Below are 26,872 nucleotides of genomic sequence, written 5' to 3'. Positions count from 1 at the left end.
CATTTGATAAATCCTATCAATTTCCATGCTAACACGGTGCCCTATAAGGTCATTTTAGGAGAATCTCGTATATCCCCCCGAAAGCTATCGGAGCATCCTTCTGCGCGCCACTTGCGTGATGAGCGGTTTACTTCGTCCTATTCCGTGCAATCCGTGAACATTTTAGGGAATAGGAAACTAATGGCTGCGATCCGAAACCCGACATTCCCCACTTGACTTGACAGTGGATAAACCTCCATAAAAGCGATTGGGATAAAGAGATTCCGGTAACGGGTCATTCACCAAGCTTGTAACGGGTCTTGTTAAGTCGGAAACATCATGGGGGATATTTATCCTTTAAAACCCGCTACAATGGCTTAAATGGCTGACGGTTACTTTTCAACCAGCTTCACATCCACCGCACTGAGTCCTTTTGGAGTCTTTTCGGTCTCAAAGGTAACCTGGTCATTTTCCTGAATATCGTCGATTAACCCTTTGACATGGACAAAAATACTTTCTTGGGTTTCCAGGTCTTTTATAAATCCATATCCCTTGGAGGTGTTAAAAAAAGTCACTTTGCCTTTTCTCCGCAGGTCCTCCGGATCTACAGGCGCTTGTTTGGAAACACTGACTTCTATGTCTTCCAGTTCGATTTTCTTCCTTTTTTCTGAAGGATCCGGAGGCGTTGAAGTGATATTGCCGTCAGCATCTACATAGGCAATCATATCGTCTAAATCACCGCCTCTGCTGGATGAAGCTTTCCGGGCTTCTTTTTTTTCTTCTTTTTCCTGTTTTTTTTTGAGTCGTTTTTTTTCTTTTTCTTTTTTGTTGAACGTTTCTCTGGATTTTGCCATAAATCGATTTTAGTTGATTAATTAATTTTGCACCAAAGCGCCATTGCGTTCAGAATCCGGCTTGAGCTAAGCACGGATTAAGTTCACTTGGGAGGAAATAGATGCTGAAAAAAATGACTCGTCAGATACTATTACCGGTATTCCAATGCAATTGTTTATATTATACAAAGAAGGCCAGAATTTTGGTTTATTCCTATTTATTGGAAATATTATTTTTTTGATATAACCTCACATAATCTATTTCATATTTTCTCGGAAAAGCGGTCTGTGAGGGGTTTCCCCCGTTGCTTCCGATGGCGAGATTGAGCAGCAGGTAGTGGGGTTGATGAAAGGGATTTGTGCCATCAGGATTCAGGGAATTTTCCAGATCAATTTCATTGAGCAGTTCCCCATCCAAATACAGCCTGATATATTCTCCGGTCCAATCCATGCTCCAGACATGAAATTCATTGTGCCAGTCAGCATCTTTCTTTGAAAAATAACCAAAAGGTAATTTCACTTCATCCCAGGCGGCCCTTTTTTCCGGATGGGCCCATGCCGCATTCGCCAAAATGGTGGGCTCCCCGTCTACCAAATAATATTCCATAATATCTATTTCACCATTGGCGGGCCATCGTCCGGAAACGCCCAAGGTCCAAATGGCCGGCCACATCCCCGTCGCTGTATCTATTTTTGCCCTGACTTCCAAAATGCCATACTGAAACTCCATTCTCCCCCTGGTGTGGAGACAGGAGGAGGTGTAATGGGCAAAGGCCCTGCTTTTTCTCCAATCACCGTGATTTTCTTCAAAATCCGGATTTTTCACCTCTACCCTCCTGCCTTCTATGACCAGCACCCCATCGTGTATATAAGCATTCTCCCGCTGATACCATTGCAATTCCATATTCCGAACAAAACCTTCCTCATATCCCCAAATACGATCATCGGGCTTACCGTTTTCATCAAATTCCTCACGCCATACCAATTGATAATTTTCCGGAATATCTATTCCTCCGTCCTTTACATCGCGCTGAGCAGTCAGATCGAAAACCACAAACCAGAAGAAAACAAATAATTGAATTATAATTTTCATATTTACCTGACATTTAAAACAGTCACCTATTAAAAAATCCTTTATTTTTAAACCATATAATTTTTCCGGCTACGTTGATCCTTGTTTCAACCATTGCGAGCCCGACATTTTTCGGTATCCATTAAACCAGAATGTCTTTCACGACATGTCCATGTACATCGGTTAATCTAAAATCCCTTCCTCCGAAAGGATAGGTCAGACGCTTGTGATCTATCCCCAACAGGTACAAAATAGTGGCATGTAAGTCATGTATAGTTACCGGGTTTTCTACCACGCGATAACCGTATTCGTCGGTCTCCCCGTATACGGTGCCCCCTCTGATACCTGCCCCCGCCATCCACATACTGAACGCCGAAGGATTATGGTCGCGTCCGTCTGTTCCCTGGGCGAAGGGTGTTCTGCCAAATTCACCCGACCAGACCACCAGGGTATCTTCCAAAAGTCCCCTGGATTTCAAATCCTTTAACAAACCGGCTATGGGTTTGTCCACAGCATGGGCGTTCCGCGCATGACCGTTTTTCAGGTCATGGTGCTGATCCCACCGGTCTATGGACTTGTCCACCTGAGGACAGGTCAGTTCCACAAACCTTACCCCCCTTTCGATCAACCTTCTGGCCATCAGACACTGTGCCCCATAACTCCGTGTATGGGGATCGTCATCCAAAAGTCCATAAAGTTTTTGCGTTGATTTGCTTTCGGCCGAAAACTCGGTCAATTCAGGTACTGACGACTGCATATGGTAAGCCAATTCATAATTGCTGATGGCTGCCTCGATTTCGTCCGCCTGTTCCTTCTTCATTTGGTCCATTTCACGGATAAAATCCAACTTTTGTCTCTGAATCCCATTCCTGGATTCATAGGCCCGGATATTGGCAACCGGCTCCTCGGACGCTTTCATAATCGATGCCTGATAGGCCGCTGGAAGGAAACCATTTTTGAAATTATCAACCCCACCGGGAGGCACTAGCCCGCCGTCCAGCACAACATATCCCGGCAGGTTGCTGTTTTCTGATCCCAAGCCATAATTGACCCAGGCACCCATGCTGGGCCTTCCCTGTAAACCGCTGCCCGTGTGCAAAAAATAGTTGGCATTGGTATGTTCTGGAAAATTGGAAACCATGGAGCGGATCAATGCCAGGTCATCCACACAGCCGGCGATGTTTGGGAACAGTTCGCTTACTGCCATACCACATTCTCCGTATTGTTTAAAGGCCCATGGGCTTTTCAATATTTTTCCGTTGTCCCCAAATTGAGTTGCATCAATCTTGAATTTGGGTTCCATGCCGTTTTCCTTGTCCAAGCGGGGCTTGGGATCAAATGAATCTACTTGGGAAACCCCGCCATCCATGTATAAAAAAATGATGTTTTTTGCCTTTGGGATATGATGAGGCCCTCCGGAAAGCGCATCTAAGACAGATTTTTTTCCGCTTTCCCGGGAGGTACAGGAAGTGCCCCAACTGCCCATCATCCCCATCAGGGCCAATGAACCGAAGCCACATTTGCAGATTTCAAGCATCTCTCTCCTGCTTATTGACCGGTTGAGTAATGGTTTATGATGTCCCATATTATATTATAGCAAATAAATAAACTCCTTCATGTTGAATATGGAATGGCAATAATCCTTCCACAGGTCCGCATGCTCCATGATCTCGTCACTACTCACTTTATATTCTATAGCCAGTGTTTGTATAAAGTTGATGGCATGGCCTAACTCATCTTGTTCGGGCAGTCTTGAAAATGCATTAAGGTAAATGAATTTTATCCGGTCCTCCAAGGTGTCCTCCTGCCTATTATTGATAAGGTGGACTGCCATATTGCCTGCCTGCAGGATCACAAAAGGATCATTCATAAGAAACAGGGATTGGGCCGGCACATTGGTCACATCCCTTTTTCCAAATGTAGAAAAGGGTGTGGGTCTGTCAAAAGCCATCATCATCCCATCCAAAAAATTTCTCCTCACTTCCAAATAAATGCTTCTTCTTCCATTCCCATCTACCGGTCCGGAAAGCTGCGGTCTACCCCTGCCCTGCATAAAGTCAGTCAGATGCACCGGAACGGAAGAGCCGTACATGGTTGGATCCAAACTGGACGCTACGGCCAGCATGCCGTCCCTGATGGCTTCTGCCTCTAATCTTCTGACGGGATACCGGGCCAAATACCGGTTTTCTATGTCCGCTTCAGGGTCCAAAGCCTGGGTGGAACGCCGGAAGGCATCGGTCAATACCATGGCGCGAATCATTTTCTTGATGGACCAGTCCCCTTCCACAAAGCTCAGCGCAAGGTAATCCAGTAACTCAGAATGGGAAGGTAATTTGCCCTGTAGACCAAAATTGTCAACCGACTCCACAATCCCCCTTCCAAACACATGATGCCAAATCCGGTTTACCATTACCCGTGCCGTCAAGGGATTTTCCGGAGAAAGTATGGCCGTGGTCATTTCCATTCTGCCACTGCCCTTGATAGAATACAGGCCTTGATAATCCAGAATTTTAGGAAGAAATGCCCGCGGTACCTTGTCCTTTTCCAGGTCAAGGTGGCTCCCGCGGATAAATACAGGACTTTCTCTTCCTGTGCCTTCCGTCACCCCGTTAAAAAAGACGCTGTCACGGATCGGCGCCAAAACCAGCTTTTCCTGAAAGATACTCTTCTCCATTTCCGGAAAAGACCTTGCCAGGCGGTTTTCCGCCAGCATTGTATTGAGATGATGAACTTCTTCAATAGCACTATGCTGGTTTTTCCAATTGGCCACAGCGGTAATCAGGCTGGTGTTTGCGGTTTTACCAGGCAACAAGGGTTCCTGCCATTCTTCCTCATAGGCTATGGCGTATTCTACTTCTATATAGTCTTCTTCGCGTTGCTGATAGACGTGGTTGCGGTAAGCGCCTGGCAATACTTCTATGTAGGCCTTATGTCCCTTCCAGTCCCCCACATCAAAAACAAATTGGCTCCATTCGGGATTGTTGACTTTCTGGTCCATCCCACCATAGATGGGATAGCTGATCAGCTGGAAATTATCTATGATGATGCGGATGCTGCCACCGCTTCCTCGGGCCTTAACGCCTACGAATTGCTCCCCAATCGTGAAGTCAGAGGAGCGGAGCGCTCCGAAAATCCCCGTTTTGAATTTTCTGCTGGAAGCCATGCCTTGGTTCAGATATTCCAGCTCAGGCTTATCTTTTTTAAACACAGGATCCCCTAAAGTAGTGCTGACTCCGAATGCATGGCCATCGGCTTTCCACCCTTGTAAGTCCTGGCCTCTGAAGTCTCCAAGTATTTTATAATTGGTCGCCGTTTTTTTATCCTTCTTCTCAAAATTAGCTGCCAGCTGAAAGGGTAATTTTTGGGCGTCGGCACTGTCCCATAAGGCTGCCAAAGAGACCCTTATGTAATTTTTGATCTTTCTGGCATCCTCCAGGTTAATGGTTTTTTTTCTCTCCTCACTTAATGGAACCGGTGTGAACCGTGTACTTTCCATGATGCCGTACAATCCGTAATAATCTTTGGTGGGAATGGGATCAAATTTGTGGTCATGGCATTTGGAACAAGCTATCGTCAGCCCCTGGAGTCCCTTGCCAGTCACATCGATCATGTTGTCTATCCTGTCTGTTTCATCTTTGCGGATATCTACCGGACTGTGGGTGCCTTCCGCCATGGTAAGGAACATGGTACCCAGAATGGATTCATTAAAGCCCTTTTCCGGATGGTACCTAGGGAAAGCAAGCAGATCCCCCGCCAAATGTTCCTTCACAAGTTGGTCATAAGGAAGGTCCTTGTTAAAAGCGCGGATCAGATAGTCCCTGAATTGCCACGCCCCATGGATCATAAAGTCAAATTCATGTCCTTTTGTTTCGGCGTAACGGACCACGTCCATCCAGTGTCTGGCCCATCTTTCTCCATAGGCAGGAGAAGCCAAATAATGGTCCACCAGTTTTTCATAAGCATTGTATCCTTTGTTTTCCACAAAGGCCTTGACTTCTTCCGGCTTGGGCGGCAATCCGGTCAATACATAGGAAAGCCTCCGTATCAACGTATATTTGTCAGCTTCCGGAGAGACTGTAAGTTGATGTGCATCCACCTTCTCTTTCAGCAGTCGGTCTATTACTTCGGATGTGCTTTCGTCAGGCGCCGTTTCAGGTCTCACCGGTGGTATAAAAGCCCAATGTTCTTTATAGGCGGCGCCCTGTTTGATCCATTTCTTCAGTAGGTTTATCTCCTTTTCAGAAAGTTCCAAATTAGAAGAAGGCGGTGGCATCATTAACTCGGGGTCTGTTTGGGTTATCCTTCCCACCAGGGCGCTCTTTTGCAAGCTTCCGGGGTGTATGGCTGTATTCCCGCTCTCCAATATCGAAAAGGCTCCCTCCTCAATATCCAGTCGAAGCCCTGCCTCCCTGCTGCTGGGATCCGGACCATGACAGAGGTAGCATTTTTGAACCAGGATGGGCTTGATATGAAAATTAAAGTCGACTTGTTCGGCCAATTCCGGTCTTTTTTTCTCTTGGCAGGCGGGATACAAAAAACACACCGTCAGCAAAAATATGCTGAAAAAAACGAGGTTAACATTATTGAATTTTCCCAATAAATCGGCCATTTCCCTGTGCTGAACTCCTCCTGATCCAAGTAATAATTTCCTCAATTTAAAATTTATTTCCGCAAAAATCCATGTATAACAGAATAAAATGAGCTGAAATTTTACAAACCGCCAATCATAAAATTAAAAAAGGCTGCGGCGGAAATAGTTTTGATGTTCAGATTTTAAAAACATAAAAACCAACCGGTGGACAGGAATGAACCGTCCACCGGAAATCCGGGAAGTATCCGTCCCCTTTCAACTCCGGTGGAAATGAAAAATAGAGACCTGCATGATTTCCCGGATGAAATCAGTATTCATCTGCGCTGGGCCCATAGCTTCCCGGAATCGGCACATCCAATAACCGCAGAAATACACCCAGTTGGGCACGGTGGTGGATAATCTGACTCAGGCTCATCCTTAAGGCATCTCCTTTTGTGGTTTCCCAATGGATCTGGTCGCCTGTCCGTAACATCCATTTTTCATTCAGCATTTCGTCGTCAGCTTTGGAGAATGCTTTCACCGCATCTTCCATCCCTTTATTCCAAAAGGTTTTCAACTCATCCGTGGTTACATATGCTGTGGGCTGATAAGGAGTATCGGCAAAATCCAGAACAGGCTGATGCAGGCACATCCTCACCCAAAAAGGTAGTTCGGCAAGGTGGTTGGAAAGCCGCTCTACATTCATGCTTTTGGGATGGGGACGCCAATCAAATTTATCCTCGGGAATACGGGAGAGCATCTTCTTTGTTATTTCCGACTCATTTTCCAGTTCTTTTCTATACAGATCAATGATTTTTTTCATAAGGCTTTTTATCGTTGGTTGAAATCAAATTCAAATGAAAAATAATCATGTGGCCTGACAACTGTATGTCAGCAGGGGTAAAAAATCATTCCAAATTTTCACTCATTTTACCGACCAGCTCCCTGATTCTTTTCTTAACAATGCCAGGTTTTATGATTCTGGCTTTATCCGCAAACATCAAAAACCACCTTGGGAATCCATCCATCAGGTCCTGAATGTGAAACACCATTTCGATAACCTCTCCTTTATCCCTTTCAGAAACAAAACCAAAATGCCGGGCTCGGTCCTTGATATATCTATGTGCATCTTTTTTCACTTCGATGACCACTTCGGTTTTGGCCACTTCTGTCTGCATGGGTTTTCTGTACTCCTCCAACTCCCCATGTTTTCTCGTATGGTTTCTGTCTGTAAGGCGTATATCGTGCATCCTGTCAGCCCTAAACTGCCTGTAGGCCCTTCTCAAGTGACAGTAGCCAATGACATACCAGTATTCATATTCATGAAACACTCCTACAGGCTCTATATCCCTTTCTACGGGTTCATCGGAATGGAAGGACTGATAATCTACCGTAACGATCTTGTTTTCGGATATTCCCCTTAGAAGAATATCCAAGGTCTCCGGCAGAGAATCATTAATCGGGGCATGAAGGGGGTTAATCTGAATATGATTTTCCAGTCTGCTCAGCAGTTCCTTTTCGTTGTTTTTTAAAACTGCCCTGATTTTATCCATCGCTGACCTATGGTAAGCCCCCAGCGCCTTGTCTGTGAAATTCTCCATCAGCTTTTCGGCGGCTACAAAACTCAGTGCCTCCTGGGGACTGAACATCACCGGTGGCAAGCGGTAGCCATCCACAAGGCTGTAGCCATAGCCCGCCTCACTGACAATGGGAACCCCAGCTTCTTCCAAGGTGCGGACATCCCTGTAAATGGTTCTGATACTTACTTCAAACCGTTCTGCCAATTGCTGCGCGGTGACCAATTTTCTGGATTGCAAACATATCCAGATGGCGGTAATTCTATCGAAACGGTTCATGAATACATTTTAAATCAAATTTTTAATTTTAAAAATAGAAACAATTTTCCCCAATGTTGAAACCAATCCAATTTTTTTATTTCACATTAAAATAAAATAAGTATTTTGGGCTGACGGTTATATAAGATTTTTGCCAACAACGCTCTAAAACATTTAAAATGATGACAGTATCACCAATTATTTGGATGCTTATTTTAGGTATGACACTATCTGCGTGCACCACAGAAAAAAGTACTTTTCACCAAAACAAAGTGATTGCCCACAGAGGGGCATGGAAAACCCAAAACCTACCCCAAAACTCCCTTGCTTCTTTACAGCGTGCAGTTGAACTTGGTTGCGAAGGATCAGAATTCGACGTGTGGATGACGGCAGACGGGGTATTGGTGCTCAATCATGATGCTGATTTTGAAGGGCTGGTGATTGAACAGGTCACCTATGACCAATTGATGACAAAACGACTGTCCAATGGGGAAAAGATTCCTACAGCAGAGGAATTTATCAGAGAAGGCATGAAGCAAGAGGGGACAAAGCTGATCTTTGAAATTAAGCCCTCGAAGGTGAGCAAGGAAAGGGGGCAGGAACTGGCCCAAAAATCGGTGGAACTGGTATGGAGACTGGGTGCCCAAAAATGGGTAGATTACATCACGTTTGATTATGACATTGGCCTCAAGGTCATTGAACTGGATCCAGAAGCCAATGTAGCTTACCTCAATGGAGACAAAGAACCCGCTGAACTCAAAAAAGACGGCTTTTTCGGGCTTGACTACAATATACGGCATATCAGAGAAAACCCCCACTGGATCCATGAATCCAAAACGTCGGATCTGACGGTCAATGTCTGGACCGTTAATGACAGGGAAGATATGCGTTGGCTACTTGAACAGGATGTGGATTTCATCACCACGGATGAACCGGAAATGCTGCTGGACTTGGTTAAAAGAAGGTAATCCTAAATCTCCCTCACAAATCAAACGCATGCCTATTACTTTACCACTGATCGGGGAATGGCTGCAGGCAACCTGCTCAGCATCTCGTTGTTCAGCAACTGCGTAGCATTGGTAAAACTGGATACGTTGATCACATTGTTTTTTTGACGGCCTATGAGGACAACCTCATCTCCTACTTTTACAGAGGGGATGTGGGTGACATCCACCATAAACAAATTCATATTGATAAGCCCCACTATTGGAGCTTTTTTACCGTGAATGAGTACCTGGCCTCTATTTGACAAAGCCCTGGGATACCCGTTGGAATATCCTAAGGGCAATACAGCTATGTTCATAGGGTGAGTAGCCTGAAATGCAGTTCCATATCCAATAAACTCCCCCGGTTTCACTTCTTTGATGTCCATCACATCCGTTTTCCATGAGAAAATCCGTTTTAGCGATGCATCGGATTTTTTATTGGTCTCATAGATATGGGCAAAATAAATATCGGGACTGGGCCAAAATCCATATTGAGCCACACCGATCCTTACCATGTCATAGACAGTATCTTTCATGGCCAAGGCGGCTGCAGAGCATGCAATGTGCCTGATTTGGGGCATCAAGCCCTTTTCCTTGCATTTTTGAAGAAACTCCTTGTATCTTTTATGCTGCATATCTATTTTAAACTGGTTGGAGGTGCTTTCAGCCCCTCCAAAATGCGTGCATAGTCCTTCAAAATGGAGTGATTCCCTATGTTTTTTCAAATAGCTGAGCGCTCTGGGAAATTCCCTGGCATTCATGCCCGTTCTGTTGGCACCGGTTTCTACCTCTATGTGTACTTTGGCCCGGATGCCTGCCTTTTTAGCAGCCTCCAAGGTAACCGGTAACCGGTCAAAGTTATAGACAAAAAAAGCTATCCCATGCTCAATGGCCCAAACAATGTCTTCTTCATACAATATCCCCATGATGACGATTTGACTGTCGTCCCGGCAGGCTTTAAGAACCTGTTCTGCTTCATAAGAAGATGCCACGCAAAAATGGTGAATGCCGCACTTTTCGGCCATAGGTACAAAAACCTCTATACCATGTCCATAAGCGTTGGCCTTTACTACTGAAGAAAAAACAGGTCCCTCACCAATTTTTTTACGAATGAAATTGATATTGTTTTTATATGCCGATTGCTTTAGTTCTATCCGCGATGAATGTCTTACCATTTTTTTTTGATTTCCAGCCATTTATATGATTTTCCCCAACTGTCAATTGCCAGTTTATAAACAGTCTGTACCTCTTCCTCGGGTACGTTGTCCATTTTGGAAGGTGCTTCCAGATTATTGTAATGAAATGCATACACCCTTGCAGCGAATTCCTGGACAGGGAGAGATGATTCCCCATGCACTTCCCCTTTACCAAATACGGAAGGTTTGATACCTTGGCCCCAGTCCTGCCTACCTTCATTGTTGGGATTGAGAAAATAGGCCCTGATCTTCCCGTCGGGGCCTTCATTTACCCTTAAAAGTGACACGGCGTGAAACCCCAGCATTTCGCCTTTGGCAGAAGTAATGAAAATCCCTACAGGATTTGGGTAAACCAATCGGTGCCCGCCGTTGTATAAGGGATGGCACATCGCGTAAAAAATCCGGACAAACCCATCAAAATCAACAATGGCATCGGACAAGTAATCATAAGCTGATGCAAAACCTATCTGTATCCATTGTCCATACATTGCCGGATTGACCCATTTGTGAGGGTCCTCTCCTCTTCCCGAAGCCCTCCGCATCATTTCATTATAAATTCTATCCAACATGGGTACCAGCGTGACGGACACAGCATCCAAATGATGATCCAGCCGCTGTACCAACCCATCAGGAGTTTCCGAATACTTTATTTCCTTTCCTTCAAACCTAAATCCCAAATCATTATGGACAGCAGCAGTCTGTAACATATGGATCAGTTTGGCCGGGGCATGTTGGCTCCACATGCTGATACCCCGTGCACTCTGGCAAGTGGGATTGTTGCCCTGGCCCACGCCCAACGGCTGTCCCAGTATCCGAAATAGGGATCCCATTAGGTACTGCTTGGGCGTAATCTTTTTATGGGGAGTTCCGGTGGATATCAGTATCCTTTTGGCCACTTCAGGATGAATGCTGATTTTGCTGATATTATAGAGGCCAGCCCTCACCGCCTCTCTGGAAAGGATTCCGTTTTCCAACATTTTAGCCAGTCCATATATACACTGGGCATTAAAAGGGTGGATGACCTGAATGATTAGAAATCCTATAAAATCCCTGAATTCATTGTACCTGGCTATTCCGGTTGGGTTTAGTCCCATACAAACCGGTAGGAGTTCATATAACTGCTCCTTTTCCAGATGCAGCAACAATACAGCCTGATACTGGCTCACCAACCCATACCGGAGCATGGTTTCCCCCATTTGTTTCGCTTCAATTTTCATCCTTTCCTTATCAATTGTCCTCAAAAAATCCCAATACTCCTCAAAATCTTTACCCTCTGCTCCATCAGTTGGACGGTAAATGCACCTTTGAAAGGAAAGTAGGGCTGCATCCTCGGGATCATCCGGGTCCAGTTCGATCCGCTCTTTAACCAAAGCAATGATCCGGCGCTGTTTCTCGGTGACCACAGGTCTTTGTTCACAAATCAACAGCAATTCTTCCGCCAGTTTGGATTTAACTTTTGAAAGGTGAATTTGATCAGACAAGAACAAAAATAAAGCATGTACTTTTTTGAGCTCATGTTCTGCCATCACCAGTCTGGTTTCCTCCTTTGGCTCATTGAATACGAATTCAAGATTATTGACAATTACATCCTGGATAAAATTATCCGCTTCGTCCCGGCTCATGTCAGGAGATTGGATATCACCTTTGACAATGGCCAGTATTCTCAACTCGCTAAGCAATTCAAGGGTAGAATTGGGATGGCCACTTTTGAAGGTACCATTGACCAAGCCAGATACAAGTTTTCCCGGATTTTCCCATGGACTTCCTTCAAATATCCCTGAATGGGTAAGGTGTGGCACATGATTGTAAATCATTTTTATACCCTCTTTATCATCACTCCAAGTGTCCAATTGCCCCATAAGCTTCTGGGCCTTTTGGGATTTGGTCAGGGAGGTTGCCTCTTTAAACTCTGAAAACAACTCTTCAAACAACTGTTCGTTTCTCTCTCTGATTGCCTTGTCTAGCATGTATACTGTATTTCTTTCGTTGGGCCTGAAGTGGTCAGTCGCACCGGAATGCATCCAGAACCTCGGCCATAAAATTCATTTCCTACAAAGGAACTGATTTTTAAATGAAGTACTAAATTATCTGATTAGCTCATTGTCCTTATTGATAAAAATCCACATTTTCATAATGTAGAAGCAATTCCGTCATCCTGTCCGGGTCTTCCCCTTTGAAGTTGACCGTACCAAAATGGTTACCGAACCCTTCTCTGTCATTTATTTTTTGCGTACTCAGAGGAGGAACCAGGTTATGATCCAAAAAGTAAGGCTCTTCTTTCAGTTCGTCAGGTATTACCAACCTTGATATCCGGTTTTTGTGCGGATAAATCATCACATTCCCATAAAACTCATGGGGACGGGCGTCTATGGGAGGCAGAATCTGTTTGAGTTCTTCCTCAGACAAGGCGGGGTCGTGACACAAGACAAATGCCGCCAATGCATCAAAACCGTAGGCTTTGCCGCACAATTCAAGAATATGACCTCCCGGTATCCTGCAGGCCACCTCACCGAAGCTCAGTTCATCATTTTCTGTCAAAAACCATTCAGGGTGGATCATTCCGTATTGGATACCGAAAATATCCACCAATTTCTGCATTTCCTGCATGATTCTGTCTCTTTTGGAATGCAGGTAATGACCCTCGGGAATAAAATTTGAATACCCCAGCTTCACATATTCCGTGATATTTAAAAACCTGATTTCCCCCCCGTGTACAAAAGCCTCGCAGGAAAATTCCCGTCCCGGCAGATGGCTTTCGGCCAGACATGGGAAGTCATTGTCCTCACATTTTGCATCTATGTCTTTTTTTGACCTAAGCAGTCTGTGTCCTACCGTACCCGCTGAAGCAAACGGCTTCAGGTGTACCCAACTGTCTTCCTCTCCCTCAATCTGCAGATTGGCTTGATTCAACCTGTCCATAAACCTCTTCACGCCTTCCTTATTAAAGACCTCTTCAAACAGGCCTACACGCAGCCCCCCAATAAGGGCTTTTCGCTTCATCATGGCTTTGTTCCGAAAAAGGAATGCCCTGTTCAATACCCTCGGGTCGTTCCTGTAAAGGGAATTAAGGGCTCCAGCCCATTCCACCGTCTCTTCAAATAAGGGTACAGCCACATCCGCACCGAAAACATCCAGTTTCTCTTTTAGCAGTAGTGAATTGGAAGAATCACTCCATTCATCAAATTGATAGGATACAAAAGGAATATCCTTGTCCTTTGCGTAATTTTCAAAATCAGGGTAGGAAACCACCACATAAGGCTTACCCAGTTTCTCCATGCTTTCTATCACTGGCAAACTCCAGCCCAACAATGCAAAACATTCTGCCATAACTTCTCAAAATTTTGGTTCGTTAATAGACTTAACAAAAAATAAGCTAAAGTTTATTTATCCATCAAATATTTTAATTTTATTTAAATAATACAGTTAATTATTCTGAACAGTCAATTTTACCGCATTTTCGTCCTCTCTCTGCCGAATAATTGGTTAACCATAATTAGTTAACCTTTTTATCCCATTGCTGAAAAAGTTCGCTACAAACGGAATATATCCATTGTATTATGAAAGCTATTTGCCGAAATTTCATCTCATTGGGGTAGAAATGGAGAAAAAAACAGTTAAACATTGAGTTTATTGAAATCAATAAAAAATATTTCTTGTAAATTTGGCAGAATAATTAAATATTTGTGATGTAAAAGATGAAACAGTCACCGCACATAGCATCCAAATTTTATTTGGCTTTCAGTAGCCTTTTGAGCTATTCTCTTTTATTTCCGCTGGAAACTTTCAGGTCCGTTTTCAGGGCATAGTCCCTATGATGATTTTTACGATATCCTACGCGGATATTTATTTCAGGAAAACAAAATCAAACCATTCAAACAAGCGTTCATTTACTAGGCCACCCGTCATAGTAACAATATATAATGGGATAATGAGATGGGAGGCCCCTAGAATTTAGACAAAATGTCAAACCAGAAATTTATCATCCAGGCAGCAGGCGAAAAACATTGCCATTATGCAGAAACCATAACTGCGGAAATGGAAAGGTCTGCACAAGCGAGGGGAACAGGCATTGCCAAGCGCTCACCTGAATACATCAAAACAAAAATGCGGGAAGGAAAGGCCGTCATTGCGTTGGCAAAAGACGGGACATGGGCAGGTTTCTGTTATATCGAAGCCTGGGGTCACGGAAAATTTGTGGCCAATTCGGGATTGATTGTCGCCCCGGAATTCAGAAAATGCGGACTGGCCCGGGAAATCAAAAAGGAGGTTTTCAAACTCAGCCGGAAAAAATATCCCGAGGCCAAAATATTTGGTCTAACGACCGGAGCGGCAGTAATGAAAATCAATTCAGAACTGGGGTATTACCCCGTCAGCTATTCGGATCTCACCACAGATGATGAGTTTTGGAAAGGGTGCCAAAGCTGCGTGAATTATGAAATCCTCATGAGTAAAAACCGGTCCAACTGCCTGTGCACGGCCATGCTTTATGAGCCGAAATCTTTAAAAAAAGCAGAGCAAAAGAAGCTCCGTGCCGATTTTAGAAAGAATCTGAGCCTGTTTGAGCGGTTGGTCAAAATCAAAAGGGCCATGTTCCTTAACCTTGCTAAAAGCAAAAAAAACGCCATTGAAAAAGTAAAAGAAAAAGTCAACTCTTAAACGTTTTTATCAATATATCCCTTAGTGGGAAAACAAGAAAACATACATGAAAAAAGTAGTTTTAGCATACAGCGGAGGCCTTGACACCACCTTTTGCGCTATTCATTTATCCAAAGACAAAGGATACGAGGTACATGCTGTACTGGTAAATACCGGCGGTTTCAGTGAAGAGGAACTCAAAACCATAGAAGACAGGGCTTCAAAGCTGGGCGTTGCATCCTTTAAAGTATTGGATGTGACCAAAACCTATTATGAAGAAGTCATCAAATACCTGATATTTGGGAATGTCCTCAAAAACCAAACCTATCCCCTTTCGGTGAGTGCCGAAAGGATACTTCAGGCTAAATCGCTGGCAGAATATGCCAAAAGTATAGGTGCAAAGGCTGTGGCTCATGGCAGCACCGGAGCAGGCAATGATCAGGTCCGGTTCGACATGATATTCCAGACCATATTGCCGGAGGCTGAAATCATCACCCCTATCCGTGACCTCAAACTCAGCAGAGAAGAGGAAATAGACTACCTGAAAAAACACGGTGTTTCGATGAATTTTGAGAAAGCCGCCTATTCCATCAATAAAGGCATATGGGGTACTTCGGTCGGAGGCAAGGAGACGCTTACCTCCCACCAAACTTTGCCCGAGGATGCATTCCCTACCCAAATAAGCAAGACAGACCGTGAAGAAATAACGCTCGCTTTTAATAACGGAGAACTGACAGGCGTCAACGGCACATCCTATGATAATCCTGTAGACGCGATCCTTAAAGTGCAGGAACTTGCCGGTCCTTTTGGAATAGGCAGGGATATCCACGTGGGTGACACCATTATAGGCATCAAGGGAAGAGTAGGTTTTGAGGCGGCTGCCCCGTTGATCATCATCAAGGCCCATCAACTCCTGGAAAAACACACCCTTACCAAATGGCAAAGTTTTTGGAAAAACCAGCTTTCGGAATTTTATGGTAACCACCTTCATGAAGGCCATTACCTTGATCCGGTCATGCGTAATCTGGAGGCTTTTCTGGCAGACACCCAAAAATTCGTATCAGGAGATGTCAGGGTAGCCTTGATGCCCTACCGCTTTTCTTTGATCGGCATCCAATCCGATCATGATCTTATGTCCTCCAAATTCGGCAGTTACGGCGAAATGAACAAAGGTTATACCGCAGAAGATGTGAAGGGATTTACCCGGATTTTAGGCAATCAGACAGCCATATTTCACAAGGTTAATCAAACACTCGAAAATGAATAAAATCAACGCCGCTGTGATCGGAGCTGCGGGGTACACAGGAGGAGAGCTTCTCCGGCTGCTGGTACACCACCCCAATGTTGCCATCCAGTATATCCATAGTAACAGCCAAAAAGGAAAAAAACTGGAAGAGGTACATCCTGATCTGATAGGAGAAACTGACCTTTCCTTCACGGATGAAATCAGCACCGTAGGGCTTGATGTTGTTTTCCTATGTTTACCACATGGTGAAGCGCGTCCGTTTTTAGAAAAAAATACGTTTGGAGACAATACGGTCATCATCGATCTCAGTACGGACTTCAGAGATGAATCCGCCGGATTTGTATACGGACTTCCTGAAGTAAACAAGTCAAAAATCCAGAACGCCCGCAGAATCGCCAATCCGGGATGCTTTGCCACCGGAATACAGCTTGCTTTGGCGCCCGCTGTCAAAAGCAAGCTGGTCAACCAGGCTATCCATATCACAGGCATCACCGGAAGTACCGGTGCCGGAAAAAAGTTATCTGATACCACCCACTTCAGTCATCGAAACCAAAACGTTTCTGTATACAAGCTATTTAACCACCAGCACCTGAAGGAAATCCGGCAAACATTCGGACAATTGGCCTGGGGGTTCAGCCACGAGCTGTTGTTTGTGCCTTATAGAGGTAATTTTACCAGAGGAATATGGGTCACGGCCTACTTCCCTTTTGAGGGAGAACTGGAAGAAGCTTACCATCTCTATGAGGCCTTCTACAAAGATGCGCCCTTTACCCATGTTTCGGCAAGGGATATAGATCTCAAACAGGTCGTCAATACCAACAAGTGCCTGGTACACCTGAAGAAAGAAGCCGGTCAACTGGTGATCTATTCGGCCATCGACAATCTGCTAAAAGGAGCCTCCGGGCAAGCTGTGGAAAACATGAACCTTGCATTTGGATTTGAGCAGAACGAGGGGCTAAAATTAAAAAGCATAGCATTTTAGTAAACTGATTGTACTTTGATTAAACAACCTGATTCTGAAATAAAACCTGATAAAAGCAATGCTACCCTTTGATGTTTACCCTTTGATAGACGTTACCCCTGAAAAAGCGAAAGGCTCCAGAATATGGGATAAAGACGGCAACGAGTACTTGGACCTATACGGAGGACATGCCGTGATTTCCATTGGACATTCCCATCCGCACTATGTCCAAAGAATCACGGAACAGCTTGAAAAAATGGGTTTTTATTCCAATTCCGTTAAAATCCCCATTCAGCAGGAACTTTCCCAAAAACTCGGAGAAATATCCGGATATGAGGACTATAACCTATTTCTTTGCAACTCAGGGGCCGAGGCCAATGAAAACGCTTTAAAACTCGCGTCCTTTGTTACGGGAAAGGCCGGTTTTATCTCATTCAGGGGCGGGTTTCACGGAAGAACTTCCGGTGCTGTTGCTTTGACCGACAATCCAAAAATTGTATCTCCGTTCAACCAGGGGCATGAGGTCCATATACTTCCCTTTGGGAAAATGGATGAAATACATAAGTTGCTGGCCGGAGGGGACATCGCAGGCATCATCATCGAGGGTATCCAAGGGGTAAACGGCATACAGGTTCCCGACAGCACATTTTTGCTTGAACTGGGGGAAAGCTGCAAAAAGCACGGCGCCAAACTGATTTTGGATGAAGTCCAGTCCGGGTACGGGCGGACCGGAAAATTCTTTGCCCACCAATGGACAGAAGGCTTGCGCCCGGATCTGATCACAGTGGCCAAGGGAATGGGCAATGGATTTCCCATGGGAGGAGTGCTTATCCAACCGGAGATTGAAGCTTCCCACGGCCTCCTAGGCACAACTTTTGGGGGTAATCACCTGGCATGCGCAGCAGGGTTAGCCGTTTTGGAGGTGATCATAGCCGAAAATCTGATAGCCAATGCACTTGATGCTGGATCTTATTTACTGGAGGAACTGAAAAAAATCGAGGCCATCCAGGAGATACGTGGAAAAGGTTTGATGATTGGATTTGACCTTGAGCGCGAGGCTGGACCGGTGCGTTCAGAATTGGTCCACCGTCACAAGATATTTACCGGGAGTGCCGCCGGTAAAAATACCATTCGGCTACTTCCTGCTTTAAACATAGAAAAGAAGGATCTAAATATTTTCTTGAATTGCCTCCATAACGTTTTGGAATTGAAGGAGGCCTGAAACAATTAAAATGAATCAATTTACAAAATTTGAAAACATTTCTACCGCCAATGCGTTGATTTCTAAGGCTTTGGAATTTAAAGCAGACCCACACATGCATCCAAATAAAGGTCAGGGCAAAAGATTGGGGTTGATCTTTCTGAACCCTAGTTTAAGGACCCGCGTCAGTACACAGATAGCCGCTTCCAACCTAGGTTTGGAGAGCTTTGTCCTGAACATGGACAAGGATACCTGGGCCCTGGAAATGCACGATGGGACCTTGATGAACAAAAATAAGGTTGAACATATCAAAGACGCAGCTGGCGTCTTAGGCAGTTATTTTGATATTCTGGCCATAAGGGCATTCCCTTCTCTTACCAACAAGCAGGAAGACACTTCCGATTTTATATTGAAGCAGTTTATACAGTATTCGGGGGTACCTGTAGTAAGTCTTGAAAGTGCAGTAAGGCACCCGTTGCAGAGCCTTGCTGATATGGTCACTATCCGGGAGAATATCCCATCAGGTAAAAAACCCAAGGTGGTACTGAGCTGGGCTCCCCACATTAAGGCCATTCCCCATGCGGTCGCGAATTCATTTGCTGAATGGTCAATGGGCTGTGATTATGATTTAACCATCACCCATCCGGAAGGGTACGAATTGGACGAACAGTTTACCCAAGGGGCAGACATCCAGTACAATCAAAATAAGGCCCTGGAAGACGCCGATTTTGTCTATGTCAAAAACTGGAGTGCTTATAACCCTTATGGAAAAATACTGGCTGTAGATGAAGATTGGTTATTGACGGAAAAAAAATTGAAAAAAAATAAAAAAGCAAAAGTCATGCATTGCCTGCCTGTGAGAAGAAACCTGGAATTGGGGGATGATATACTCGACGGCCCCCGTAGTCTGGTACAAGCACAGGCAAAAAACAGGATCTTTGCGGCACAGGCAGTGCTGGACGGCATTTTATCTTAAAAAGCCAAGTCATATGGAAATCAATGTGATAAAAATCGGTGGTAATGTGATAGACCACCCGGAAAAATCAGAGATGTTTTTAAAGCTCTTTTCCAAATTTCCGGGTAACAAAATTCTGGTCCACGGAGGAGGGGTATTGGCCAGCCGGACCGGGAAATCGATGGGTATCCAGCCTCATATGGTCAATGGAAGGAGGGTCACGGACAAAGAAACGCTGGAAGTGGTCACCATGGTGTATGCCGGCCTGATCAACAAAAGCCTGATCGCCAAACTCCAGGCTTTCGGTCAAAATGCCATCGGCCTCACGGGTGCGGACGGCAACGCCATCCTGTCCGTAAAACGCCCGGTGAAAGACATTGACTACGGCTATGTAGGGGATGTGAAGAAAGTCAACACAAGCCTACTGGAAAATTTGCTGCAACAGGGCGTGACTCCGGTTTTTTGCGCCATTACCCATGATAAAAGAGGACAGCTGCTGAATACCAATGCCGATACTATAGCTTCAGAAATAGCTACTTCACTCGCCAAAAAACACACCGTCAATTTGTATTTTTGTTTTGACAGAACGGGTGTGCTGATGGACGAAAAGAACGAGTCCTCCCTTATCCCTCTCATCAACGAGGACATTTATGGTGAATTGATGCGGGACAACGTCATTCATTCAGGTATGATCCCCAAACTTGAAAACGCTTTCAATGCGTTGAAAAAAGGAGTCAATCATGTATGGCTTGGGCTGCCTGAAAACCTGCTTCTTGCCTCCAAAGGAAAAAATTCCGGCACTTCCATTGAAACCTTGAAATATGATCTTTACTGATGGATTTGTTTTTTGGGATAATGAACGGATTATTTCCCTAATTTAGCCCACAAAAAACCTTGGTTAGATAATTTGGAAGCATCAGAAAAAATAAAGGAAGCCGCCCTCCTGCTCCTGAAGGATTTGATAAAAACCCCTTCTTTTAGCAAGGAAGAAGCGCATACAGCGGCCATGATCGGTTCGTTTTTTCAACTAAATGGAATCCCATATCACCGGAAGGGAAACAATATTTGGGCCGTCAACCGTCATTTTGATCCTCTCCTGCCTACCTTGTTACTGAATTCCCATCATGATACCGTAAAGCCCAATAAAGGCTACACAAGAGACCCTTTCAATCCCGTTGTTGAAAAAGGCAAGTTGTATGGGCTGGGCAGCAATGATGCGGGAGGTTGTTTGGTCAGTCTCATAGCCACATTTACATATTATTATGATCAGCATCTTCCCTGCAATCTGATTATGGCTGCCACCGCTGAAGAAGAAATCAGTGGAAAAAACGGCATTGAAAGCATTTTGCCGGAATTGCCCCCTCTGGAGTTGGCCATTGTGGGCGAACCCACCGAAATGCATATGGCTGTAGCCGAAAAGGGGCTGATGGTAATTGATGCCATTGTCAGTGGAAAGGCCGGACATGCGGCGCGGGACGAAGGTATAAACGCCATTTATGAGGCCCTGGATGATCTTACAGCCATTCGCCATTTCAAATTTAAAAGACAATCTGGTTATCTGGGCCCGAGTAAAGTGACCGCCACCGTTATTCAGGCCGGTAGCCAGCACAACGTTGTGCCTGATCAATGCACTTACACCTTGGATGTAAGGCTGACAGACGCGTATAGCCACCAGGAAGCATTGGATGAGCTTGAGGCCGTGTTAAAGGCAAAATTAGTTCCAAGGTCACTAAGGCTGAAATCCTCACACATTGACCCCGCCCACCCCATTGTCCGGGCTGGTGAAAAACTGGGCATGAAAAGCTTTGGCAGCCCTACCCTTTCTGATCAGGCCCTGATCCCCTATCCTTCTATCAAGATCGGTCCGGGAGATTCAGCCAGATCGCATACCCCGGATGAATTTATATGGGTAGAAGAGATCCACGAAGGCATCGCCCTATATATCAAATTGCTCCAAGCATATTTTTCAACCATAAAAAACACAAAATGAAACTTTGGCAAAAAGATAAAACCAACAAAAAGGAAGTAGAAACATTTACCATTGGCCGTGATCCGGAGTTTGATCTGCTCCTGGCCCACCATGATGTGACCGGTTCATTGGCACATGCCATTATGCTCGAATCCATTGGCTTGTTGACCAAAGAGGAACTGGGGATTCTAAAAAAAGGGCTGAAGGAAATCAGGGAAGAAATCAGAGAAGGTAAATTTGTGATTGAAACCGGGATTGAAGATGTCCACAGCCAGGTAGAGTTTCTGCTCACCAAACGGTATGGTGATGTGGGGAAAAAGCTCCACAGTGGAAGGTCTCGGAATGATCAGGTACTGGTAGATCTCAAGCTTTTTTACAGAGAAGCCATAAGAGCTGTACTGGAAGACGTCCAAAAACTTTTTGAGTTACTGATGGACCTGGCGGCCAGACATGAAAAGGACCTGATGCCAGGATATACCCACACCCAGTTGGCCATGCCTTCCTCTTTTGGGCTTTGGTTCAGTTCCCAGGCCGAAGCACTGATAGAAGATCTGCAACTCTGGAAGGCAGCCTACAGCATTGTCAACCTTAATCCATTGGGATCAGCTGCCGGGTATGGGTCCTCCTTCCCTCTGGACCGGACTTTAACAACGGAATTGCTGGGGTTTTTCGACCTGCATTACAATGTAATCAATGCCCAGAACAGCCGCGGGAAAACCGAAAAGATGCTTTCCTTTGCCATGGCTGGAACCGCCGGCACATTAAACAAGCTGGCCGCCGATATGATCCTGTTCATGAACCAGCATTTTGGGTTCGTGAGTTTTCCTGATGAGCTGACTACCGGCTCCAGTATCATGCCCCATAAAAAGAACCCGGATGTTTTTGAACTGGTCAGGGCCAAGTCCAATCAAATTCAGAGCAGCCCCCAACAGATCATCATGCAACTGAGTAATATGACAACCGGGTACCACAGGGACCTGCAGTTATTGAAGGAAACCATATTTCCCGATTTTGAAAAAATAAAGGACTGTTTGCAGATTACCCATCTGATGTTGGAAAACATCCAGGTACGTCAAAACATACTGAAAGACCCTTTTTACGCCTACATTTTCAGCGTGGAAGAGGTAAACAAACTGGTATTGAACGGAATGCCTTTCAGAGACGCCTATAAGAAAATCGGGATGGATATTGAAGAAGGGCACTTTCATCCGGAAACGGAACTTTCCCATAGCCATGAAGGAAGCATAGGCAACCTTTGTCTTCCGCAGATCAACGATAAAATGAAAGCAATCATGGGAGACTTTGGTTTTGAGAAATCCATGGAAGCTGAAGCCCGCTTATGGGAGTTATAAAAGCGGGAATCAAATAGAGTCCCTAATCAAATAGACAATCAGGGATGCCACAATATAGCCCCCCAGAAAGGAAAGAAAAAAAGGCCATGCAAGATCGTCCCTGTGCATGGCCTTTTTCGCCGTAACGGTGATTTTGCTTATTTTACTTCGGGATTTTTCAGGAAAAAATGACAGGAACAGCAACCCATAGGCAAAAGTAAAAATCAAAAGGGTCATCAGGGTCTGCATTACCTTTAAGTTTTATTATAACAAAGATAAATAGCGCTGATTTCCCCAACAAATATTTGAAACCGTCATGAAACCATAATCCTTATTTAACAAATAAATAACATAAATATGTAAACCTATAGCGTTTTTAATGCTTTAGATTTAAAATATTGAAAAAGTCAAACCTCCTATGACGTTTTTTAAACCTGTATTTCATTTTCGCATAAGTGTAATTAGGAATAATGCGGAAGGATTGCACGATAACCAAAGTCAGCAACAAAGCCGAAGCTAAAAAAACTACATCAAAATCATAACCCGCATCCACCACTACGCCAAAAACCGCCGGTCCTACTGCCGAGCTCAATACCATGATGGAGGCAAAAATACTCCTCACCTTTCCTATATAAGAAACACCAAAAAGTTCCACCTGCAGTGCCGACACAATGGCATTTCCAAATCCTGCTGATGCTCCCATAAAAATCATATAGGGGAAAATCGCCCAAGAGGCTGTGATTGATCCTATCGCAGCAATGGCAATCAAAAAAGGGATCAGGTAAAAAGGAAAAAATATTCTGGAGGAATATTTATCAATCAAAGGACCTGCAAACAAAATGGCCACTGATCCGGCAATCGCATAAAAAGTAAGCCCCACCGCCATCCACTCTAAAGTCCAGCCTTTAAATTCCGCAATCGCAAATTGGTAAAAAAAAAGTCCTGTGACAATGAACGAGAGCACAAATAAATTGGGGGCCAGCAACCAAAAACCAGGTGTTTTCATGATATCCCATTGCGAAACGTTCTTGGCCAATACCTGGCCGGTCTTTGGAACTTCATCATATTTAATCAAGTTTCTTTCCTCTATGAAAAAATGCAGGTAAAGCGGCACGATAATAAGCACGATCGCAGCATTGACCAACAGGGATTCCCGCCAGCCAAATACGTTGATTAGCACAACGACCATAATCGGAAGGATGGCCTGTCCAAACGGATGACCTAAAGAAGCCAGGCTGATAGCCTTCCCCCTTCCCTTCAAAAAATATTGGGACATAGCCGTGATTGCAATATGACTGAAAAGCCCCTGCCCGGCCAACCGCAATCCGAAAAACGCAACCGGAAGTAAAAACCAATATACGTTATAGCTCATCATAACCATGGAAGTTACGAAGAGCAAAGTAGTCATGAACGTATATTTCTTAAGGCTGACATTGTCGATGAACTTTCCAATTTGAGGCAACAATAATGCGCTGGCAATAGTAGCTATCATATAATAAATACTTATCTGGGCATTTTGAATAGAAAAATCCTCAATCAGGTAAGGTACATACAGCGCCAAAAGGTAAGTCTGTCCATAGCCGGAAAAACATGTCATCAACAGACCAAAAGATAGTAATTTGCTGTTCTTTTTAACAAAACCTAGATAATTCATCATATAGTGTTAATTCGATTCTGATTATCGAAGACTTTAAATGGTAATGCCCACATAGGGGGTGGATTTACCAGATCCCGGGACCGCATGGTAGAATTAAATGCTGGCTTCCGCAAAAACCTAAGACGCAACCCAATCCCACTCCCCAACCATTACAACCAGGACAACAATGACAACCACCACAAAACAATAAAAACGCCCCTTTCTCATGTCCCCCGATTTTCATATGATTATAATTGTTTTTCAGTGGCCATATGGCTCGCATGTTTTCCCCGATAGCTATCGGGGCATCCCACTTTGTGACGATCTCGTCATGTTTGTGACGATCTCGTCATGCTCGATTTCATATGTCTATTATTATTTTTCAGTGGCCATATAGCCTGCCCCTGCCTGCCCCGAACTCGATTCGGGGAACTTGTTTCGGGGGAATCTCGCAATCTATAATCATCCCAGTTTGTGACGATCCCGTCATGCTCGATTTCATATGATTATAATTTATCATTCATCTGCCATAACCTGTCCCGCGCCTCAGGTCGGGATAGCTTGCGTCGCATGTTGATCATCATCCCGGTGTGTGTCGTTTTAGTCATGCTTTGTTTCCTACCGGTTGAAAATATAGTTGCCAAAATTACCCAATCAAGATACCAATAAAAATCTTCTCCCTAATCCCGATCCCCGCGGGAAAGATAAAAAAAGCCGCTGGTGTACATTTTTGTACCAACTTTCCTCAATAAAACGAGGCGATAAGCCAAAAAAGCAAATTCCAGCATCATTATTGTTGTCCAACCAATCTATTCCATTTTTAACCATGGCCAATAAAGAGGGTTCAAAATATATCCAAAAACACCTGCTGTATGCATTTCTTTTTATTGCGGGAAACTATTTTTTATGGCTTGGACTGGAAAAAGCAAAAGGATTTTTAGCCCCGCTTCTGATGGCGGCCGTTCTGGCTTTACTGATGTTTCCATTTGCCAACAAACTGCAAGGGTGGGGAATAAAAAAGCTGTTGGCCACTTCTTTCAGTGTCCTGCTGTTGCTCTGTGTATCCATTGGTTTGTTTTTGGTGGTTTCCTTTCAGGTCAAGGATTTTGTTGACGATTGGGATGAGATAAAAGCGTCCGTAAAACCCCATGTTGAAACTTTACAACAGTATATACTGGAACACACGCCTTTAGAGCAAGGGGATCTGGAAAATTATCATCCCGCTTTTGGAGAAGAAGAAAAAAGTGACGGGAGCAAAGGGAATGAAGAAACAGAAGAACAGGGCAAGCAAGCGCTTTCTGTGGTTGCCGGCGTGTTTGACTTCCTGACGGATTTTCTCATCACCTTTGTATACATTTTTTTCTTCATCCATTTCAGAAGCCGGTTTAAAAAATTCATCCTCATGCTTTTCGAAGATTCAAAACAAGGAGAAGTAAGAGATATCATTTCTAAGTCGACGGCTGTAGTACAAAGCTACCTATTCGGGAGACTGATCCTTATGGTGGTATTGGCAGTTCTCTACGCCACCGGCCTGTCCATATCGGGTGTAGACAGGGTTTTATTTGTAAGTGTGATATCAGCAGTGCTTTCCATCATTCCTTTTGTGGGAAATTTTATTGGGTACGGGATAGCCATGGTGATGGGAGTGATTTCCGGTGGAAGCGCCCTGACCTTAATAGGTGTAACTTTAACCTATGCCGTCGTACAATTCATCGAGACCTATATCCTCCAGCCCATAATCCTGGGCGGTAAGCTGGATATACATCCGTTTTTTATTATTCTGGCGGTTATCTTAGGAAATGCCGTGTGGGGAGTGACAGGGATGATACTTTCTCTTCCATTATTTGCTATTGTGACCATCATCTGCTGCAATGTGCCCGCACTAAAACCGTTAGGTTATTTGTTCAGCAGCGATAAAAAAGGCAAATAACCGCTCAGACCAGTAATAATAACTTCAAAATGCAGGATTAATCTTAATTTTTTCTTTATTTAGTTGTCAAATAAATCATCCATCTACTATGACCACCGGCTTACTGCATCTTCATTCATTTCTTGCCTACCTGGTATTGGCGGGTATTACCATCAGTTTTGTATATGCGCTCTTTGGAGCTTTAAGCGGAAAGGCTTTTGGGGAAAAGGATCGGAAACTTGGTCTTTTTGGGCTTATACCCTCCCATATCCAACTCGTTGTCGGAATTATACTCTATTTCCTGAGCCCATTGGGATTTTCTAACCTCAGTGGCGCAGCCATGTCTGATTCCGTGAGCAGACTGTATGCTTTGGAACATCCCATGATCAATGTCATCGCGGTAGCCCTGATCACCATAGGCTACAGCCGGGCTAAAAAATTGGAGGAAAGCAGAAACCGCTTCCGAAGCATCTACATGTTTTACGGAATTGCTTTTATACTGATCCTGAGTAGAATCCCCTGGAATGCCTGGTTAAACTAAAACACCCTGCCCCTAAG

General features: G+C 44.4%; 22 protein-coding genes. 11 read left to right on the top strand and 11 right to left on the bottom strand.

Translation table 11 applies throughout. From position 1 onward, the window contains the following. Positions 1 to 371: 371 nt before the first annotated feature. The 6 genes from ACFPFU_RS09050 to ACFPFU_RS09025 form a co-directional block, all read right to left on the bottom strand. Positions 372 to 833 (bottom strand): cold-shock protein, encoded by a 462-nt coding sequence (locus ACFPFU_RS09050; protein ID WP_377063676.1) that lies wholly within the window; start codon positions 831 to 833, stop codon positions 372 to 374. A gap of 193 nt (positions 834 to 1,026) precedes the next feature. After that, positions 1,027 to 1,905, bottom strand: a complete 879-nt coding sequence (locus ACFPFU_RS09045) for a glycoside hydrolase family 16 protein (RefSeq protein ID WP_377063674.1) — start codon at positions 1,903 to 1,905, stop codon at positions 1,027 to 1,029. A gap of 121 nt (positions 1,906 to 2,026) precedes the next feature. Then, positions 2,027 to 3,469: a DUF1501 domain-containing protein gene (locus ACFPFU_RS09040; protein ID WP_377063672.1), complete on the bottom strand. Its 1,443-nt coding sequence runs from the start codon at positions 3,467 to 3,469 to the stop codon at positions 2,027 to 2,029. 6 nt (positions 3,470 to 3,475) lie between these two features. Continuing rightward, positions 3,476 to 6,538, bottom strand: a complete 3,063-nt coding sequence (locus ACFPFU_RS09035; protein ID WP_377063670.1) for a PSD1 and planctomycete cytochrome C domain-containing protein — start codon at positions 6,536 to 6,538, stop codon at positions 3,476 to 3,478. Between the two features lie 244 nt (positions 6,539 to 6,782). Further along, entirely contained in the window at positions 6,783 to 7,277 is a 495-nt protein-coding gene (locus ACFPFU_RS09030; protein ID WP_377063668.1) for a DinB family protein, read from the bottom strand. An 85-nt stretch (positions 7,278 to 7,362) separates the two neighbouring features. Next, on the bottom strand, positions 7,363 to 8,310 hold the full coding sequence (locus tag ACFPFU_RS09025; RefSeq protein ID WP_377063666.1) for a helix-turn-helix transcriptional regulator: 948 nt from the start codon (positions 8,308 to 8,310) through the stop codon (positions 7,363 to 7,365). A gap of 158 nt (positions 8,311 to 8,468) precedes the next feature. On the opposite strand from ACFPFU_RS09025, the gene ACFPFU_RS09020 reads away from it, so the two are divergent. Next, the gene (locus ACFPFU_RS09020; protein ID WP_377063664.1) at positions 8,469 to 9,257 is read left to right on the top strand and encodes a glycerophosphodiester phosphodiesterase; all 789 of its coding nucleotides are present in this window, start codon (positions 8,469 to 8,471) and stop codon (positions 9,255 to 9,257) included. 35 nt (positions 9,258 to 9,292) lie between these two features. Here ACFPFU_RS09020 and alr read toward each other — a convergent pair whose 3' ends face one another. The 3 genes from alr to ACFPFU_RS09005 form a co-directional block, all read right to left on the bottom strand. Beyond that, positions 9,293 to 10,450: an alanine racemase gene (gene alr / locus ACFPFU_RS09015; protein ID WP_377063662.1), complete on the bottom strand. Its 1,158-nt coding sequence runs from the start codon at positions 10,448 to 10,450 to the stop codon at positions 9,293 to 9,295. After that, the gene (locus tag ACFPFU_RS09010) at positions 10,444 to 12,438 is read right to left on the bottom strand and encodes a hypothetical protein (protein WP_377063660.1); all 1,995 of its coding nucleotides are present in this window, start codon (positions 12,436 to 12,438) and stop codon (positions 10,444 to 10,446) included. The genes alr and ACFPFU_RS09010 overlap by 7 nt, the downstream gene beginning before the upstream one ends. A gap of 139 nt (positions 12,439 to 12,577) precedes the next feature. Then, positions 12,578 to 13,798: an ATP-grasp domain-containing protein gene (locus tag ACFPFU_RS09005; protein ID WP_377063658.1), complete on the bottom strand. Its 1,221-nt coding sequence runs from the start codon at positions 13,796 to 13,798 to the stop codon at positions 12,578 to 12,580. Positions 13,799 to 14,431: 633 nt separating this feature from the next. Between ACFPFU_RS09005 and ACFPFU_RS09000 the strand changes: the two genes are divergently transcribed. The 8 genes from ACFPFU_RS09000 to argH all read left to right on the top strand — a co-directional run bounded on the left by ACFPFU_RS09000 (position 14,432) and on the right by argH (position 22,790). Next, positions 14,432 to 15,127, top strand: a complete 696-nt coding sequence (locus ACFPFU_RS09000; RefSeq protein ID WP_377063656.1) for a GNAT family N-acetyltransferase — start codon at positions 14,432 to 14,434, stop codon at positions 15,125 to 15,127. 46 nt (positions 15,128 to 15,173) lie between these two features. Continuing rightward, on the top strand, positions 15,174 to 16,373 hold the full coding sequence (gene argG, locus ACFPFU_RS08995; RefSeq protein ID WP_377063654.1) for an argininosuccinate synthase: 1,200 nt from the start codon (positions 15,174 to 15,176) through the stop codon (positions 16,371 to 16,373). Next, the gene (argC, locus tag ACFPFU_RS08990; RefSeq protein ID WP_377063652.1) at positions 16,366 to 17,334 is read left to right on the top strand and encodes an N-acetyl-gamma-glutamyl-phosphate reductase; all 969 of its coding nucleotides are present in this window, start codon (positions 16,366 to 16,368) and stop codon (positions 17,332 to 17,334) included. The genes argG and argC overlap by 8 nt, the downstream gene beginning before the upstream one ends. 58 nt (positions 17,335 to 17,392) lie before the next feature. Then, positions 17,393 to 18,535: an aspartate aminotransferase family protein gene (locus tag ACFPFU_RS08985; RefSeq protein WP_377063650.1), complete on the top strand. Its 1,143-nt coding sequence runs from the start codon at positions 17,393 to 17,395 to the stop codon at positions 18,533 to 18,535. Between the two features lie 10 nt (positions 18,536 to 18,545). Beyond that, complete coding sequence (locus ACFPFU_RS08980; RefSeq protein WP_377063648.1) at positions 18,546 to 19,490, top strand: Rossmann-fold NAD(P)-binding domain-containing protein; 945 nt, start codon at positions 18,546 to 18,548, stop codon at positions 19,488 to 19,490. A 13-nt stretch (positions 19,491 to 19,503) separates the two neighbouring features. Continuing rightward, positions 19,504 to 20,304 (top strand): acetylglutamate kinase, encoded by an 801-nt coding sequence (gene argB, locus ACFPFU_RS08975; protein WP_377063646.1) that lies wholly within the window; start codon positions 19,504 to 19,506, stop codon positions 20,302 to 20,304. Between the two features lie 72 nt (positions 20,305 to 20,376). Next, positions 20,377 to 21,459, top strand: a complete 1,083-nt coding sequence (locus ACFPFU_RS08970) for a M20 family metallo-hydrolase (protein ID WP_377063644.1) — start codon at positions 20,377 to 20,379, stop codon at positions 21,457 to 21,459. After that, entirely contained in the window at positions 21,456 to 22,790 is a 1,335-nt protein-coding gene (gene argH / locus ACFPFU_RS08965; protein ID WP_377063642.1) for an argininosuccinate lyase, read from the top strand. The genes ACFPFU_RS08970 and argH overlap by 4 nt, the downstream gene beginning before the upstream one ends. A gap of 9 nt (positions 22,791 to 22,799) precedes the next feature. Here argH and ACFPFU_RS08960 read toward each other — a convergent pair whose 3' ends face one another. Together ACFPFU_RS08960 and ACFPFU_RS08955 are read right to left on the bottom strand one after the other, a co-directional pair. Further along, complete coding sequence (locus ACFPFU_RS08960; RefSeq protein WP_377063640.1) at positions 22,800 to 23,018, bottom strand: hypothetical protein; 219 nt, start codon at positions 23,016 to 23,018, stop codon at positions 22,800 to 22,802. Between the two features lie 127 nt (positions 23,019 to 23,145). Further along, the gene (locus tag ACFPFU_RS08955) at positions 23,146 to 24,426 is read right to left on the bottom strand and encodes an MFS transporter (protein ID WP_377063639.1); all 1,281 of its coding nucleotides are present in this window, start codon (positions 24,424 to 24,426) and stop codon (positions 23,146 to 23,148) included. Positions 24,427 to 25,231: 805 nt separating this feature from the next. On the opposite strand from ACFPFU_RS08955, the gene ACFPFU_RS08950 reads away from it, so the two are divergent. After that, the gene (locus ACFPFU_RS08950) at positions 25,232 to 26,335 is read left to right on the top strand and encodes an AI-2E family transporter (RefSeq protein ID WP_377063637.1); all 1,104 of its coding nucleotides are present in this window, start codon (positions 25,232 to 25,234) and stop codon (positions 26,333 to 26,335) included. An 88-nt stretch (positions 26,336 to 26,423) separates the two neighbouring features. After that, entirely contained in the window at positions 26,424 to 26,855 is a 432-nt protein-coding gene (locus tag ACFPFU_RS08945) for a hypothetical protein (RefSeq protein WP_377063635.1), read from the top strand. The last annotated feature ends 17 nt before the right edge of the window (positions 26,856 to 26,872 follow it).

This window comes from Negadavirga shengliensis, from assembly GCF_042652345.1.
In the GTDB taxonomy this organism is placed as follows: Bacteria; Bacteroidota; Bacteroidia; order Cytophagales; family Cyclobacteriaceae; genus Negadavirga; species Negadavirga shengliensis.
Note: the sequence above shows the minus strand (reverse complement) of the source record. Positions and strands in the feature narration are given on the sequence as shown.

What these genes read in the sequence shown, in the direction of transcription:
- argB (WP_377063646.1), top strand. Translation starts at nt 19,504, where the DNA reads ATGGAAATCAATGTGATAAAAATCGGTGGTAATGTGATAGACCACCCG.
- ACFPFU_RS08980 (WP_377063648.1), top strand. Translation starts at nt 18,546, where the DNA reads ATGAATCAATTTACAAAATTTGAAAACATTTCTACCGCCAATGCGTTG.
- ACFPFU_RS08945 (WP_377063635.1), top strand. Translation starts at nt 26,424, where the DNA reads ATGACCACCGGCTTACTGCATCTTCATTCATTTCTTGCCTACCTGGTA.
- ACFPFU_RS09040 (WP_377063672.1), bottom strand. Translation starts at nt 3,469, where the DNA reads ATGGGACATCATAAACCATTACTCAACCGGTCAATAAGCAGGAGAGAG.
- ACFPFU_RS08960 (WP_377063640.1), bottom strand. Translation starts at nt 23,018, where the DNA reads ATGCAGACCCTGATGACCCTTTTGATTTTTACTTTTGCCTATGGGTTG.
- ACFPFU_RS09025 (WP_377063666.1), bottom strand. Translation starts at nt 8,310, where the DNA reads ATGAACCGTTTCGATAGAATTACCGCCATCTGGATATGTTTGCAATCC.
- ACFPFU_RS09045 (WP_377063674.1), bottom strand. Translation starts at nt 1,905, where the DNA reads ATGAAAATTATAATTCAATTATTTGTTTTCTTCTGGTTTGTGGTTTTC.
- ACFPFU_RS09000 (WP_377063656.1), top strand. Translation starts at nt 14,432, where the DNA reads ATGTCAAACCAGAAATTTATCATCCAGGCAGCAGGCGAAAAACATTGC.
- ACFPFU_RS09005 (WP_377063658.1), bottom strand. Translation starts at nt 13,798, where the DNA reads ATGGCAGAATGTTTTGCATTGTTGGGCTGGAGTTTGCCAGTGATAGAA.
- ACFPFU_RS08955 (WP_377063639.1), bottom strand. Translation starts at nt 24,426, where the DNA reads ATGATGAATTATCTAGGTTTTGTTAAAAAGAACAGCAAATTACTATCT.
- ACFPFU_RS09050 (WP_377063676.1), bottom strand. Translation starts at nt 833, where the DNA reads ATGGCAAAATCCAGAGAAACGTTCAACAAAAAAGAAAAAGAAAAAAAA.
- ACFPFU_RS09010 (WP_377063660.1), bottom strand. Translation starts at nt 12,438, where the DNA reads ATGCTAGACAAGGCAATCAGAGAGAGAAACGAACAGTTGTTTGAAGAG.
- ACFPFU_RS08985 (WP_377063650.1), top strand. Translation starts at nt 17,393, where the DNA reads ATGCTACCCTTTGATGTTTACCCTTTGATAGACGTTACCCCTGAAAAA.
- argC (WP_377063652.1), top strand. Translation starts at nt 16,366, where the DNA reads ATGAATAAAATCAACGCCGCTGTGATCGGAGCTGCGGGGTACACAGGA.
- argG (WP_377063654.1), top strand. Translation starts at nt 15,174, where the DNA reads ATGAAAAAAGTAGTTTTAGCATACAGCGGAGGCCTTGACACCACCTTT.
- alr (WP_377063662.1), bottom strand. Translation starts at nt 10,450, where the DNA reads ATGGTAAGACATTCATCGCGGATAGAACTAAAGCAATCGGCATATAAA.
- ACFPFU_RS09030 (WP_377063668.1), bottom strand. Translation starts at nt 7,277, where the DNA reads ATGAAAAAAATCATTGATCTGTATAGAAAAGAACTGGAAAATGAGTCG.
- ACFPFU_RS09020 (WP_377063664.1), top strand. Translation starts at nt 8,469, where the DNA reads ATGATGACAGTATCACCAATTATTTGGATGCTTATTTTAGGTATGACA.
- argH (WP_377063642.1), top strand. Translation starts at nt 21,456, where the DNA reads ATGAAACTTTGGCAAAAAGATAAAACCAACAAAAAGGAAGTAGAAACA.
- ACFPFU_RS08950 (WP_377063637.1), top strand. Translation starts at nt 25,232, where the DNA reads ATGGCCAATAAAGAGGGTTCAAAATATATCCAAAAACACCTGCTGTAT.